Source organism: Variovorax sp. J2P1-31 (assembly GCF_030317215.1).
Lineage (GTDB): Bacteria > Pseudomonadota > Gammaproteobacteria > Burkholderiales > Burkholderiaceae_C > Variovorax.
The window spans coordinates 343,253-356,787 of record NZ_JASZYA010000004.1 but is presented as its reverse complement, the minus strand read 5'-3'; the positions used below and the strand labels follow the sequence as shown (position 1 = coordinate 356,787).

At 69.2% G+C, this 13,535-nt stretch carries 12 protein-coding genes; 9 read left to right on the top strand and 3 right to left on the bottom strand.

Annotated elements, in window-relative coordinates; genetic code table 11:
* Window positions 1-7: 7 nt before the first annotated feature.
* Window positions 8-1,429 carry a peptidylprolyl isomerase gene (locus tag QTI20_RS27175; protein WP_286555228.1) on the top strand — a complete coding sequence of 474 codons (1,422 nt, stop codon included), beginning with the start codon at window positions 8-10 and terminating at the stop codon, window positions 1,427-1,429.
* Complete coding sequence (rsmA, locus tag QTI20_RS27170) at window positions 1,429-2,205, top strand: 16S rRNA (adenine(1518)-N(6)/adenine(1519)-N(6))-dimethyltransferase RsmA (protein ID WP_286555230.1); 777 nt, start codon at window positions 1,429-1,431, stop codon at window positions 2,203-2,205. Before QTI20_RS27175 ends, rsmA begins: the two co-directional genes overlap by 1 nt.
* Before the next feature lie 272 nt (window positions 2,206-2,477).
* On the opposite strand, the gene QTI20_RS27165 is transcribed toward rsmA, so the two are convergent.
* From QTI20_RS27165 to QTI20_RS27155, 3 genes are all read right to left on the bottom strand, one after another.
* Complete coding sequence (locus QTI20_RS27165; protein ID WP_183028727.1) at window positions 2,478-2,921, bottom strand: barstar family protein; 444 nt, start codon at window positions 2,919-2,921, stop codon at window positions 2,478-2,480.
* A 50-nt stretch (window positions 2,922-2,971) separates the two neighbouring features.
* Window positions 2,972-3,379, bottom strand: coding sequence for a guanyl-specific ribonuclease (locus QTI20_RS27160; protein ID WP_503011450.1), 408 nt, complete (start codon window positions 3,377-3,379; stop codon window positions 2,972-2,974).
* A gap of 203 nt (window positions 3,380-3,582) precedes the next feature.
* Window positions 3,583-5,940: an NADP-dependent malic enzyme gene (locus QTI20_RS27155; RefSeq protein ID WP_286555232.1), complete on the bottom strand. Its 2,358-nt coding sequence runs from the start codon at window positions 5,938-5,940 to the stop codon at window positions 3,583-3,585.
* A gap of 234 nt (window positions 5,941-6,174) precedes the next feature.
* On the opposite strand from QTI20_RS27155, the gene QTI20_RS27150 reads away from it, so the two are divergent.
* From QTI20_RS27150 to QTI20_RS27120, 7 genes are all read left to right on the top strand, one after another.
* Complete coding sequence (locus QTI20_RS27150; protein WP_286555234.1) at window positions 6,175-7,053, top strand: FadR/GntR family transcriptional regulator; 879 nt, start codon at window positions 6,175-6,177, stop codon at window positions 7,051-7,053.
* Between the two features lie 31 nt (window positions 7,054-7,084).
* Window positions 7,085-8,413, top strand: coding sequence for an ABC transporter substrate-binding protein (locus tag QTI20_RS27145; protein ID WP_286555235.1), 1,329 nt, complete (start codon window positions 7,085-7,087; stop codon window positions 8,411-8,413).
* A 117-nt stretch (window positions 8,414-8,530) separates the two neighbouring features.
* A complete protein-coding gene (locus tag QTI20_RS27140) occupies window positions 8,531-9,427 on the top strand; it encodes a branched-chain amino acid ABC transporter permease (RefSeq protein ID WP_286555236.1) in 897 nt (298 codons plus the stop codon).
* Window positions 9,428-9,429: 2 nt separating this feature from the next.
* The gene (locus QTI20_RS27135; RefSeq protein ID WP_286555238.1) at window positions 9,430-10,416 is read left to right on the top strand and encodes a branched-chain amino acid ABC transporter permease; all 987 of its coding nucleotides are present in this window, start codon (window positions 9,430-9,432) and stop codon (window positions 10,414-10,416) included.
* A complete protein-coding gene (locus QTI20_RS27130; RefSeq protein ID WP_286555240.1) occupies window positions 10,413-11,213 on the top strand; it encodes an ABC transporter ATP-binding protein in 801 nt (266 codons plus the stop codon). Before QTI20_RS27135 ends, QTI20_RS27130 begins: the two co-directional genes overlap by 4 nt.
* Before the next feature lie 3 nt (window positions 11,214-11,216).
* Window positions 11,217-11,885, top strand: a complete 669-nt coding sequence (locus QTI20_RS27125; RefSeq protein WP_286555241.1) for an ABC transporter ATP-binding protein — start codon at window positions 11,217-11,219, stop codon at window positions 11,883-11,885.
* Window positions 11,882-13,489 (top strand): class I adenylate-forming enzyme family protein, encoded by a 1,608-nt coding sequence (locus QTI20_RS27120; protein WP_286555242.1) that lies wholly within the window; start codon window positions 11,882-11,884, stop codon window positions 13,487-13,489. The genes QTI20_RS27125 and QTI20_RS27120 overlap by 4 nt, the downstream gene beginning before the upstream one ends.
* Window positions 13,490-13,535 lie beyond the last annotated feature (46 nt).

Genomic DNA, 13,535 nt, shown 5'->3' with positions numbered 1-13,535 from the left:
TGTGACCATGAAATCTTCCCGCTCCACCCTCACCCTGGCTTGCCTCGCGTTGCTGGCCGCCACGTCGGGCGTGCATGCGCAGGGACTGGGCATGCGTCCCGGCGGCGGCACGGGCATCACCGACATCATGCGCGGCGGCGCCCGCGTCACGGCGCCGGCCCAGGTGCCGCGCAGCACCGCGGCGCAGCCCGCGCCGACCGGCCAGCGCGCGGCCGAGTACATCGTGGCGCTGGTCAATTCCGAGCCCGTGACCAACACCGAAGTCCAGAAGCGCGTGACCCGGATCCTGCGCGAGAACCCCGAGGCCCAGCGCGTGCCGCGCGCCGAACTCAACCGCCTGGTGCTGGAACGCATCGTGGTCGAGCGCGCGCAGCTGCAACTGGCCAAGGAGAGCGGCCTCAAGGTCGACGACCAGGCGGTGGACCAGGCCGAGCAACTGGTGGCGCGCCAGAACCAGGTTCCTCAGGAAGAGCTGTACCGGCGCCTCGATTCCGAAGGCATCACGCGCCAGGAGTTCCGCAGCGACCTGCGCGACCAGCTGCTGCTGACCCGCCTGCGCGAGCGCGAGGTCAACGCCCGCGTCAAGATCAGCGACTCCGAAGTCGACCAGTTCATCCAGGACCAGCGCAGCGGCAATGCCGCGGCCGCGCCGGAAATCAACCTGGCGCACGTGCTCGTCACCGTGCCCGAGGATTCGAGCGAAGCCCAGATCGCGGCGCTGCAGAAGAAGGCCCAGGGCGTGGCCGACCGGGCGCGTGCCGGCGAGGACTTCGCCAAGCTGGCGCGCGAGAACTCCGACTCGCCCGACCGTGCCAACGGCGGCTCGCTGGGCCTGCGCAGTGCCGACCGCTATCCGCCGCTGTTCGTCGAAGCCACGCAGACCACGCCGGTCAACGGCATCGTCGGCCCGGTGCGTTCGGGCGCGGGCTTCCACGTGATCAAGGTGCTGGCCAAGGGCCAGGCCGGTGCGGCCGAAGGCGTGGTCACCCAGACCCACACCCGCCACATCCTGCTGCGCAACGACCCGCAGCGCAGCACCGCGCAGGCGATCGAGCAGCTGGCCGAATTCAAGCGCCGCGTGCAGGCCGGCACGGCCGACTTCGCCTCGCTGGCCCGCGACAATTCGCAGGACGGCAGCGCCAAGGACGGCGGCGACCTGGGCTGGGCGCGGCCCGGCCAGTTCGTGCCCGAGTTCGAGGAAGCGCTGGACCGGCTCGCGCCGGGCCAGATCAGCGATCCGGTGGTCACGCGTTTCGGCGTCCACCTGATCCAGGCCGTCGCCCGGCGCGAAGCCAAGCTCAGCCAGACCGAGCAGCGCGAAGCCGCGCGCGCCGTGCTGCGCGAGAAGAAGATGGACGAGGCCTTCGAGACCTGGGTGCAGGAAGTGCGCACCCGCGCCTACGTCGAATTCCGCGAGCCGCCGGTCTGATGGCGCAGCACATCGCGCGCAAGCGCTTCGGCCAGCATTTCCTGTCCGACGGCGGCATCATCGACGCGATCGTGGACGGCATCGCGCCGCAGCCCGGCGACGCGATGGTCGAGATCGGCCCGGGCCTGGCGGCGCTCACGCAGCCGCTGGTCGAGCGGCTCGGCCACCTGACGGTGATCGAGCTCGACCGCGACCTGGCGGCCCGCCTGCGCGGGCACGGCCAGCTCGAGGTGATCGAGTCCGACGTGCTCAAGGTCGACTTCGCCGCGCTGGCCGCGCGCCTGGCCGGCCCCGAGCACAAGCCGCTGCGCGTGGTGGGCAACCTGCCCTACAACATCTCGACGCCGATCCTGTTCCACCTGCTGGGCTTCGCCCACCTGATCGCCGACCAGCATTTCATGCTGCAGAAGGAAGTCATCGACCGCATGGTGGCCAGGCCCGCCACCTCCGATTACAGCCGCCTGAGCGTGATGCTGCAGTGGCGCTACGCGATGGAGAACTTCCTGTTCGTGCCGCCCGAGAGCTTCGAGCCGCCGCCGCGCGTGGACAGCGCGGTGGTGCGCATGGTGCCGCTGGCGCAGCCGCCGGCGGTCGACGCGGCCCGCCTGGGCGAGATCGTGCAGGTGGCCTTCAGCCAGCGCCGCAAGATCCTGCGCAACACATTGGGCCGCTGGCTCGAGGCGCACGGCTTCGGCGGCAGCTTCGACGTGCAGCGCCGCGCCGAGGAGGTGCCGGTGGCCGAGTACGTGGCGCTGGCCCAGGCCGTGCCGCCCTGAACTGGGGCCGAGAGCGCCCAAGAAAAAGCCCGTCGTCGACGGGCTTTTTTCATGGTCGCGGGACGCTGGCGCTCAGGCGGCTGCCAGCCAGTACCCTGCGTTGAAGGGGCTGCTCATGCGCAGGGCCAGCGGCGAGACGTCGACCAGCTTGTCGGTCGGCATTTTCTCGGCGGTGGGGTCGACCGGCGCGACTTCGATGTCGGCGGCGATCGGCGTGCTTCCTTCAGGAGCCTCGACAGCCCGTTCTGCTTGGCTGGTGTGTGCAGAACGGGCTACAGAAAAGAATAGAAGCAGCGGAACGGGATCTTGCGGTCACCCCAGTAGTCCGAGGCGTCACGGAAGATGTCGAGCAGCTGCTCGCGCGCTTCCTTGTCGAACTTGGCGTTGGCCGGGATCTGTTCGAGCACGATGACGAAACCGGGCTGCGGGCCCGATTTATGCAAGGGATCGGTCATGCAGTCGTACAGCGCGTCGAAGTTCTTCCCGAAATGCGAGGGGAAGGTGAATTGCTGCGCGATGAGGTCGAGCACGTCCTGCTTGGTCTGGGCGTTGGCCAGATTGGCATAGAGAAAGTGCTGTCCCGCCGCGTTCGCAGCCTCCTGCAGGTCGTTCACGCGGAAGGCGCGAATCGACTGCACGATGTTGGGCCGCACGGCACGAAGGGATAAGGTCATCTCCGCAGGTCTTTCCATGGTTGTCGTCGTCGTCGTCGTCATTTCTTCGGGGCGCAGGGATGCGCCGCTCCAGTTCAATTCTTTGCTGCTGCTCATGGCGCAATCCGCCGAAAGCTCGCGTAATGGTCCGCCGTGTACCAGCATGCCGTCGGTGCCGTCGCGGGCTGGCCGCCGCACACGATGCGCCGCGCCCCCCGGTTGCGCGCGCCCGGCGTGTCGACCGTGTACTCGCGGTAGTGCCCGCGCCGTTCGGACGGCAGGAGGCGCTCGCGGTTGCCGAACACCGTGCCGTCCTTGTCGTGCTTGAAGGGGCCACCGTTGAGGATGGCCTGGTAGGTACGCTGGCCTTGTGCCGGCAGCTCGCCCAGCGCGATCGACGCCTGGGACGACTGCTGCGGCATCGTGCCTCGGGTATCGCGGGCGTCGGCGCCGGTCGCCAGCAGGGCCAGCAGCAAGCCGGCGAGGGCGAATCGGGACGCAGACAACGAGATCGAGGCCATGGATGGAACAGCGGCCGCCATGGGGCGCCACAAGCAAAAAGGGCGGGGGCCGAAACGGGGGTCAACCTTGGGGTTAACCCGCGAATTCAAGCTTGCCAGTGTGCACCAGGGATGCACAAATAGCAAGCGCCTGCTCAATATTTGAGCAGGCGCCCGGCCCCGGTGCGGGGCAGCGAAGTTAGCGGCCGCTATCGCGGTGGTGCTTAACGGTCGGCGTTGGCATCGGCCACGGTCAAGGCCGTCATGTTCACGATGCGGCGCACGGTGGCGCTGGCCGTGAGAATGTGCACAGGTTTGGCCGCACCGAGCAGCACCGGGCCGATCGCGATGTTGCCGCCGGCCGCGGTCTTGAGCAGGTTGTAGGAAATGTTGGCCGCGTCGAGGTTCGGGAAAACCAGCAGGTTGGCGTTGCCCGACAGCGCGCTGTGCGGCATCACGGCCGCGCGCTGCTTGCCGTCGAGCGCCACGTCGCCGTGCATTTCGCCGTCGACTTCGAGCCACGGGGCCTGCACGCGCAGCAGGTCCAGCGTGCGGCGCATCTTGATCGCGCTGGCCTGGTTGCTGCTTCCGAAATTCGAATGCGACAGCAGCGCGGCCTTGGGCTTGATGCCGAAACGCATCATTTCCTCGGCCGCCATGGTCGTGATCTCGGTCAGTTCCTCGGGCGTCGGGTCGTAGTTGACGTGGGTGTCGACCAGGAACACCTGGCGGTCGGGCAGCAGCAGGCCGTTCATGCAGGCGTAGATCGGCACGTCCTGGGGTGTGCTGGCGCAGCCGCCGGGGCGCTTGCCGATCACCTGGTCGATGTGGTGCAGGTGGATCGCGGTGGTGCCCCAGGTGCCGCAGATCAGGCCGTCGACCTCGCCCTTGTGCAGCAGCATCGCGCCGATCAGCGTCAGGCGGCGGCGCATCTCGATCTTGGCGGTCTGCACCGTGGTGCCCATGCGCTCGGTCATGCGATGGTAGGTCTGCCAGAAATCGCGGTAGCGGTGGTCCTGCTCGACGTTGACGATGTCGTAGTCGAGTTCTTCCTTGAGTCGCAGGCCGAACTTCTCGATGCGCTGGGCGATGATGGCCGGGCGGCCGATCAGCGTGGGCCGGGCCAGGCCTTCGTCGACCACGATCTGGGCCGCGCGCAGCACGCGCTCTTCCTCGCCCTCGGCGTAGGCCACGCGCTTCTTGGTCGCGCGCTTGGCGGCGTCGAAGATCGGCTTCATCGCGGTGCCCGAGGCATAGACGAAGCTCTGCAGCTTGTCGCGGTAGGCGTCGAGGTCGGTGATCGGGCGCATCGCCACGCCGCTCTCGGCGGCCGCCTTGGCCACGGCCGGCGCGATCTTCATCATCAGGCGCGGGTCGAAGGGCTTGGGGATCAGGTACTCGGGGCCGAAGGTCAGCTTCTCGCCCACATAGGCCGCCGCCACGCGCTCGCTCTGCTCGGCCTGCGCCAGCTCGGCGATGGCGTGCACCGCCGCGATCTCCATCTCGTCGGTGATCGTGGTCGCGCCCGAGTCGAGCGCGCCGCGGAAGATGTACGGGAAGCACAGGACGTTGTTGACCTGGTTCGGGTAGTCGGTGCGGCCGGTGGCCATGATCACGTCGCCGCGCACCGCGTGGGCGTCCTCGGGCGCGATCTCGGGGTTGGGGTTGGCCAGCGCGAAGATCACCGGATGGGCCGCCATCTTGGCCACCATCGCGGGCTTGAGCACGCCGCCGGCCGACAGGCCCAGGAACACGTCCGCGCCCTCGATCACCTCGGACAGCGTGCGCGCGGTGGTGTTCTGCATGTACTGGCGCTTGTCGTCGTCCATCAGCTCGGTGCGGCCTTCGTAGACCACGCCGGCCAGGTCGGTCACGAACACGTTCTCGCGCTGCAGGCCCACCTTGAGCAGCAGGTTCAGGCAGGCCAGCGCCGCGGCGCCCGCGCCCGAGGTGACCAGCTTGACCTTGGCGATGTCCTTGCCCGCGACCTTCAGGCCGTTGAGCAGCGCCGCCGCCACCGTGATGGCGGTGCCGTGCTGGTCGTCGTGGAACACCGGGATCTTCATGCGCTTGCGCAGCTCGCGCTCGATGAAGAAGCAGTCCGGGGCCTTGATGTCCTCGAGGTTGATGGCGCCGAAGGTCGGCTCCAGCGACGCGATGATGTCCACCAGCTTGGTCGGGTCCTTCTCGTCGATCTCGATGTCGAACACGTCGACGCCGGCGAACTTCTTGAACAGCACGCCCTTGCCTTCCATCACCGGCTTGGAGGCCAGCGGGCCGATGTCGCCCAGACCCAGCACCGCGGTGCCGTTGGTGATCACCGCCACCAGGTTGCCGCGCGCCGTGTACTTGAAGGCGTTGGCCGGGTCCTTGACGATTTCCTCGCAGGGGGCGGCGACGCCGGGCGAGTAGGCCAGTGCCAGGTCGCGCTGGTTGACCATCTGCTTGGTGGCGGCGATGGCCACCTTGCCGGGGACCGGGAGCTCGTGGTACTCCAGTGCGGCGCGGCGCAGCTCGGCGCGCTTGTCTTCGACGCTCGGCACAGCCGTCGACGGGGGGCTCAGGGGGGAGAGATCGGACATGACTGCGTGCTCCGGCTGTCGCTGGCGCGTGGAATGACGCGTCCGCGACACTGTTGTAGGGGGCGCGATTGTAGACCTCGGCCATTGGCGAACGGCACTGGCAAAGCGCCTGGACCGGCCAGGGTCTCGTGCAGGGCAGCGGGAAAACCCGCTCGTCGCCGGCCCCGGGTGCTGATCAAAATCCGATTGTCCGACAAACGAAAGCGCCGCTCGACGGCCTTGAGGAGACATCGATTGACCGGCAGCCTCCGTGCACCGCGCCGCCCCGCCGGCCCACCGTCCGAACGCAGCCCTGGCGTGAAGGAGCCCGGCGTGCGCCGCGCCGCGCCGCGGGCCGCCCGGGCCAAGGTGGCGGACGACGTTTCCATGTTCAGCCGGCTGCGGCTCGAGCCGGCCTACAAGGCGGTGTCGTCGGAGATCGAGCGCAGCATCCTCAGCGGCCAGATCCAGCCGGGCATGCCCCTGCCCACCGAACAGAGCCTGGCCGAGCGCTTCGGCGTGCACCGCTCGACGGTGCGCGAGGCCATCCGCCAGATCGAGCAGGAGGGGCTGGTGCAGCGCCGCGAGGGCCGTCGGCTGTTCGTCACGCTGCCCGGCCTGTACGACCTGGCGCCGCGCGCGGCGCGCCTGCTGCTGCTGCAGCAGACCACCTTCGAGGAGCTGTGGCAGGTCGCGGTCACGCTCGAGCCGCTGGCGGCCCGCCTCGCCGCCGCGCACGCCGAGGCCGCCGACATCGAGGCGCTGGCGCAGAACACCGAACTCACGGCCCAGCTGCAGGCGCGCGGCGCGGTGTCGATGGAAGAGAACATGCGGCTGGTGGAGCTCGACGTCGAGTTCCATGCGCTGGTCGGCGCGGCCAGCCACAACCGCGCGCTGATGCTGGCGCGCGAGCCGATCAGCCTGCTCTACAACCCCACGCTGCTCCAGCTGCACCTGCACCTGCCGCAATCGAAGGCCCGCAATCTCGCGGCGCACCGCGCCATCCTCGACGCGCTGCAGCGCCGCGATGCCGAGGCCGCCGCCGAGTGGACGCGCAAGCACATGGTCGATTTCCAGAAGGGTTTCGAGTTGGCGGGCCTGGACATGCGCACGCCCATCGCGAAAGCAGCTTAGTTCGGCAGTTCATACCAACAGGAGACAAGACATGGCATCGAAGCAGCAACGAGGACAGGGGTTCGCCGGGTCGGCGCGACGCGCGGCGGCGCGCACCGCGATCGCATTGGGGGTGGCCGCGCTGGGCGTCGCGGCCCATGCGCAGGAGAGCTTCAAGCTCGGCGTGGTCAGCTTTCTTTCGGGCCAGGCCGCGGAGAGCTTCGGCATTCCGGCCGTGAACGGCGCCAAGGCGCTGGTCGAGGCCTTCAACAAGGGCGAGGCCCCGGCGCCCTACAACAAGGCCGGCATCGGCGGCCTGAAGATCGAGGCGGTCTATATCGACGAGAACGGCGGCGCGACCAAGCAGGTGCAGGAGCTGCGCAACCTCTACGACCGCGAGAAGGTCGATGCGGTGGTCGGCTATGTGGGCTCGGGCGACTGCCTGGCCGTGGCGCCGGTGGCCGAGGAGATGAAGAAATTCCTGATCCTCTACGACTGCGGCACGCCGCGCATCTTCGAGGACGGCAAGTACAACTACGTGTTCCGCACCGCCTCGCACGCGACCATGGACAACGTGGCGCTGGCCCGCTACATGAAGGCGCGTAACGTCAAGGCCGCCACCTACAACATGATCAACCAGGACTACGCCTGGGGCCAGGATTCGCGCAAGGACTTCATGCTGTCGATGGCGCAGCTCTACCCCGATGCGAAGCCGGGCGAAGACCTGCTGCCGAAGTTCGGCGCCGGCCAGTACGGCACCGAGATCTCGGCGCTGATGTCCAAGCGTGCCGACGTCACGCATTCGAGCCTCTGGGGCGGCGACCTGCAGGCCTTCATCTTGCAGTCGGGCCCGCGCGGCCTGTTCAAGCGCTCGCAGGTCGTGCTGTCCGCGGCCGACCACGTGCTGACCAACCTGGGCGACAAGATGCCCGACGGCGCGATCATCGGCGCGCGCGGTGCCTACGGCCTGCTGTCGCCCAAGTCGGCGCTCAACGACTGGTGGTGGAGCGTCTACCAGAAGGCGCAGAACACCTACCCCGCGCAGGCGCCCTACCGCATGGCGCAGGCCCTGATGGGCCTCAAGCTGGCGGCCGAGAAGGCGATGGCGGCCAACGGCGGCAAGAAGCCCACGCACGAGCAGCTGGCCGCGGCGCTCAAGGGCATGGAATGGGACTCGCCCGGCGGCCGGATCCGCATGACGCTGGGCGACGGCCACCAGGCCACGCAGGAGACCGCGATCGGCAAGACGCGCTACGACGCGGGCAAGAAGATGGTGGTGCTCGAGGACATCCAGCGCTTCCCCGCGGAGTGCGTGAATCCGCCGGTCAACGTGAAGTCGGAAGACTGGATCAAGAGCAACTTCTCGGGCGCGAAGTGCTGAGCGGCGCCTGAGCCCTTCTCCACTGCACCGCATCGGCATGGACGACCTTCGCCGGCCCGCGCAATGCGCGGGCCGGGCGCGGACCTTGCCGCCTCCCAACCCTCCACCGAGTCGGGCATGAACACCGCCATCACCATCCTCATCGACGGACTGAGCTACGCATCGTGGCTCTTCATCGTCGCGCTCGGGCTCACGCTCGTGTTCGGCGTGCTGAAGATCCTCAACATCGCGCACGGCAGCTTCTATGCGCTGGGCGCCTATGCCGCGGCCAGCTTCGTCGGCTGGTTCGCGACGATGAAGTTCGCGCCCGAATGGTCGCTGGTCGCGATGCTGTTCGCGGCGGTCGCGGTCGCGGTGCTGGTCGCGCCGCTGACCGAGCGCGGCCTGATGCGCTTCTTCTACGGCCGCGACGAAGTGCTGCTGGTGCTGGTCACCTACGCGCTGTTCCTGATGCTCGAGGACATCACCAAGCTCATCTGGGGCGCCAACCCCTACTACGTGTCGGAGCCCTATGCGCTCTTCGGCAACGTGGAGATCGGCGACCAGGTGTATGTCGGCTACGACTTCATGCTGATGGCCATCGCGGTGGTGGTGGGCTTCGCCGTGTGGTGGGGCCTGAACCGCACGCGCCACGGCAAGATCGTGCTGGCCGTGATCCACAGCGAGGAAGTCGCGGCCAGCATGGGCGTGAACGTGTCGCGCGTCTACATGCTCGCCTTCTCGGTAGGCATCTTCCTGGCCGCGATCGGCGGGGCCTTCACCGCGCCGCTGATCTCGGTGCAGCCGGGCGTCTCGGTGGGCGTGATCATCGTGTCCTTCGCGGTCGTGATCATCGGCGGCCTCGGCAGCATCGAGGGCGCGGCCATCGGCGCCCTGATCGTCGGCCTCGCGCGCTCCTTCGCCGTGCACGTGATGCCCGAGGTCGAGCTGTTCTCCATCTACATCGTAATGGCGCTGGTGCTCATGGTCAGGCCCGAAGGCCTGTTCCAGCGCGTCCAGGCGCGAAAGATCTGAGCATGACCAGCACCACGCTTTCCTCCCCGTCCCTGCGCACGCCGAAGCGCGCCACCGTGCTGTGGACCGGCATCGCCTTCATCGCGGTGCTGGTCGTCGCGGGCGCCTTCATGCCGCGCTGGCTGACCTTCCTGCTCACCATGGCGGCCTCGCACGGGCTGGTGTCGCTGGGCATCGTGCTGCTGATGCGCGGCGGCGTGGTCTCCTTCGGCCAGGGCCTGGTGTTCGCGGTCGGCGGCTACGCGGCCGCGCTGGCCTTCAACAAGCTCGGCGTCACCGACGCGCTGGGCATGGCGCTGATGGGCGGCGTGGCGGCACTGGTCGTGGCCGCGCCCTTCGCACCGATGCTCTCGCGTTACCGCGGCATCTTCTTCGCGATGCTCACGCTCGCGCTGTCGATGGTCTGCTACGGCGTGCTGGTCAAGACCAACGCGCTGGGCGGCTCCGACGGCTTCAACATGGGCCGGCCCACGCTGTTCGGCCAGGCGCTGTCGGACGCGCGCGTGGGCTACGTGCTCTACAGCGTGACGATCGCGTTCTCCGGCGTGCTCGCGCTGCTGGCGCGCAGCTACTTCGACTCGACACGTGGCCTGGTCACGCTGGCGGTGCGCGAGAACGAACTGCGCGTCGAATACCTGGGCGGCTCGGTCAAGCAGGCGATGGGCATCAACTACCTGCTCGCGGCCTTCGCCGGTGGCGCGGGCGGCGCACTGACCGTGATGTCCCTGGGCCACATCGACCCGAACTTCAGCTACTGGACCACCTCGGGCGAGTTCGTGTTCGTCGCCATCCTCGCCGGCTGGCAGAGCGTGCTCGCGGTGTTCGTGGCCTCGACGCTGCTGGAGATCGTGCGGTCCTTCTCCAGCCTCTATTTCCCCAACACCTGGCAGCTGTCGCTGGGCCTGTTCCTGCTGCTGATGATCCGCTTCCTGCCGCGCGGCATCGGCTCGCTGTGGGTCGAGCGCGGCACGAAGGGAGACAAGCGATGAGCGCCGTCCTGAAGCCCCGCATCGACCGGGAGGCGCCCGCTGCGCGCGAGATCCTGCTGCGCGCCAGCGGCATCGAGAAGCGCTTCGGCGCGGTGGTCGCGGCCAGCGGCATCGAGGTCGCGATCGGCACCGGCGAGCGCGTGAGCCTGATCGGCAGCAACGGCGCGGGCAAGACCACCTTCGTCAACATGATCACCGGCTACCTCAAGCCCGACACCGGCAGCATCGTGCTGGGCGGGCGCGACATCACGCGGCTCGCGCCGCGCGCGATCACGCGGCTGGGCGTGGCGCGCTCCTTCCAGATCCCGCAGCTGTTCCAGGAACTCTCGGTGCTCGACAACATGCTGGTGGCCACGGCCTGCCGGGAGAACCGGCTGTCCTTCTGGCAGACCGCGCGCCGCGCCGATGCGGTGGCGCGCGCCGATGCGCTGCTGGCGCGCTTCAACCTGGCGGAGCACCGCGAGCGCCGCGTGGCCGAACTGCCCGGCGGCGTGCGCAAGCTGCTCGACATCGCGATGGCCATGACCGGCCAGCCACGGCTGCTGCTGCTCGACGAGCCGACCAGCGGCGTCTCGGCCGAGGAGAAGTTCCCGATGATGGAGATCATCATGACCGCGCTCGGGCAGGACCCCATGACCGTGCTCTTCGTCGAGCACGACATGGACATCGTCGAGCGCTACGCCGATCGCGTGATCGCCTTCTACAGCGGCCGCATCATCGCGGACGACACGCCGCAGGCCGCGCTCGCCACCGACGACGTGCGCCGCTACGTCACCGGCACCCTTCGCCAGGAGTAAGCGATGCTCGCCATCGAATCGATCCATGTCGCCATCGGCTCCGTGCAGGTGCTGCGCGGCCTGAGCCTGACGGTAGCGTCCCACCGCATGGCCGGGCTCATCGGCCGCAACGGCGCGGGCAAGACCACGCTGCTGCGTTCGGTGATGGGCCATCTCGCGCCCACCCAGGGCCGCATCCTCTGCGACGGCCAGGACCTGGCGCGCATGGCCAGGCACGAGCGCGCGGCGGCCGGCATCGGCTACATGCCCGAGGACCGCGGGCTGGTGCCCGAGCTCACGGTCGAGGAGAACATCCTGCTGCCGATGTGGGCCACCGGCGCGCGCAACGCCAAGGAGCGGCTCGAGTTCGTCTACGGCGTGCTGCCCGAGCTGGTGCCGATGCGCGAACGCCGCGCGCTGCTGCTCTCGGGCGGACAGCAGAAGCTGGTGGCGCTGGCGCGCGCGCTGTCGGTGGGCACGCGGCTGCTGCTGCTCGACGAACCCTTCGAGGGTGTGGCGCCGGCGCTGTCGATGCGGCTGGGCGAAGTCATCGCCGGGCTGCGCGGCAGTGCGCTGTCGGTGCTGATCGCGCAGTCGGACCTCAACCATTCGCGCAAGCTGGTGGACGTGGAGTACGTGATCGAACGCGGCGCCAACGTGGCAGCGGCCGAAACCGAAGCGAGTCATTCATGAGCAGCAGCTACTGGCCGGCCGAGCACACGCCCGCGATGCGGCACGAGGCCGCGTACGGCGACCGCATCGTGCGCTGCTTCGTCGAGCGGCCCGACAGCATGCACGCGCTGCTCGCGCGCGCGGTGGCCGACCACGGCGACGGCGAGGCGGTGGTCTGCGGCGCGCAGCGCTGGCGCTATCGCGCGCTCGAGGCCGAGGTCGCGCGCATTGCAGCGGGCCTGGCCGCGCAGGGCGTGGCGGCCGGCGAACGCGTGGTGATGTTCATGGGCAACCGGCCCGAGTTCGTCGCCGTGCTGTTCGCGCTGCAGCGCATCGGCGCGATCGCGGTGCCGATCGGCGAGCGCGAGCAGAAGCCCGGCCTCGCCTACATGCTGCAGCAGTGCGGCGCCTGCGCGATCGTCTTCGATGCGACGCTGGCCGAGCGCCTCCCCGACACGCAGGACGTGCCGGCGCTGCGCCTGCGCATCGTGGCCGCGGGCGAGGTCGACGGTGCGCTGTCGCTCGACGCACTGGGCCGCGCGGGCGAGCCGCCGGCCGCCATCGCGACCGTGCAGCCGCAGGACACGGCGCTGATCCTCTACACCTCCGGCACCACCGGCCGGCCCAAGGGCGCGATGCTCTCGCACCTCAACGTCGCGCATTCGGTGCGGCACTACGAGGCCTGCATGGGCGTGCGCGCCGGCGACCGCTCGGCGCTGGCCGTGCCCGCGAGCCATGTCACCGGGCTGATCGCGGTGATCGCGGCGATGGTCCACGTGGGGGGCGCGATCGTGATCCTGCCGGAGTTCAAGGCCGCGGCCTTCCTGCAGACCATGGCGGACGAGCGCGTCACGCACACGCTGATGGTGCCCGCGATGTACACGCTGTGCCTGATGAACCCGGCCTTCGACGGCGCCCGGCTCGCGCACTGGCGCATCGGCGGCTACGGCGGCGCGCCCATGCCGGTGGCGGCCATCGACGCGCTGGCGCAGCGCCTGCCGGGGCTGGTGCTGGTCAACGCCTACGGCGCCACCGAGACCACCTCGCCCACGACCATGATGCCGCCCGGCCTCACGCGCGACCACGCCGACACCGTCGGCGTGCCGCTGCCCTGCGCCGACCTGCGCGTGATGGACGACGAGGGCCGCGAGCTGCCCACCGGCGAAACCGGCGAGCTCTGGATCGCCGGCCCGATGGTGGTGCCCGGCTACTGGGACAACCCCGAGGCGACCGCGGCCGCCTTCACCGGCGGCTACTGGCATTCGGGCGATCTGGGCACGGTCGATGCGGCGGGCTTCGTGCGCCTGGTCGACCGCAAGAAGGACATGCTCAACCGCGGCGGCTTCAAGATCTATTCGGTCGAGGTCGAGCACGTGCTGATGGCGCTGCCCGGCGTGGTCGAGGCCGCGGTGGTCGGCCGGCCCTGCCCGGTGCTGGGCGAGCGTGTGCACGCCTTCATCCACGCGCCCGGCCTGCCGCACGACGACGAGGCGGTGCGTGCCCATTGCCGGGCCCGGCTCACCGACTACAAGGTGCCCGAGACGATCAGCTGGTCCGAGGCGCCGCTGCCGCGCAATGCCGGCGGCAAGCTGCTCAAGCGCGCGCTGCGCGACCAGCTCGCCTGAGTCACGGTTTCGCGCGGCCCCGCGCTATATGATCCGGACGATTCAA

Coding starts and splice junctions, on each gene's coding strand:
- QTI20_RS27135 (WP_286555238.1), top strand. CDS start 9,430: ATGACCAGCACCACGCTTTCCTCCCCGTCCCTGCGCACGCCGAAGCGC.
- QTI20_RS27155 (WP_286555232.1), bottom strand. CDS start 5,940: ATGTCCGATCTCTCCCCCCTGAGCCCCCCGTCGACGGCTGTGCCGAGC.
- rsmA (WP_286555230.1), top strand. CDS start 1,429: ATGGCGCAGCACATCGCGCGCAAGCGCTTCGGCCAGCATTTCCTGTCC.
- QTI20_RS27175 (WP_286555228.1), top strand. CDS start 8: ATGAAATCTTCCCGCTCCACCCTCACCCTGGCTTGCCTCGCGTTGCTG.
- QTI20_RS27160 (WP_503011450.1), bottom strand. CDS start 3,379: ATGGCCTCGATCTCGTTGTCTGCGTCCCGATTCGCCCTCGCCGGCTTG.
- QTI20_RS27140 (WP_286555236.1), top strand. CDS start 8,531: ATGAACACCGCCATCACCATCCTCATCGACGGACTGAGCTACGCATCG.
- QTI20_RS27125 (WP_286555241.1), top strand. CDS start 11,217: ATGCTCGCCATCGAATCGATCCATGTCGCCATCGGCTCCGTGCAGGTG.
- QTI20_RS27120 (WP_286555242.1), top strand. CDS start 11,882: ATGAGCAGCAGCTACTGGCCGGCCGAGCACACGCCCGCGATGCGGCAC.
- QTI20_RS27130 (WP_286555240.1), top strand. CDS start 10,413: ATGAGCGCCGTCCTGAAGCCCCGCATCGACCGGGAGGCGCCCGCTGCG.
- QTI20_RS27165 (WP_183028727.1), bottom strand. CDS start 2,921: ATGACGACGACGACGACGACAACCATGGAAAGACCTGCGGAGATGACC.
- QTI20_RS27145 (WP_286555235.1), top strand. CDS start 7,085: ATGGCATCGAAGCAGCAACGAGGACAGGGGTTCGCCGGGTCGGCGCGA.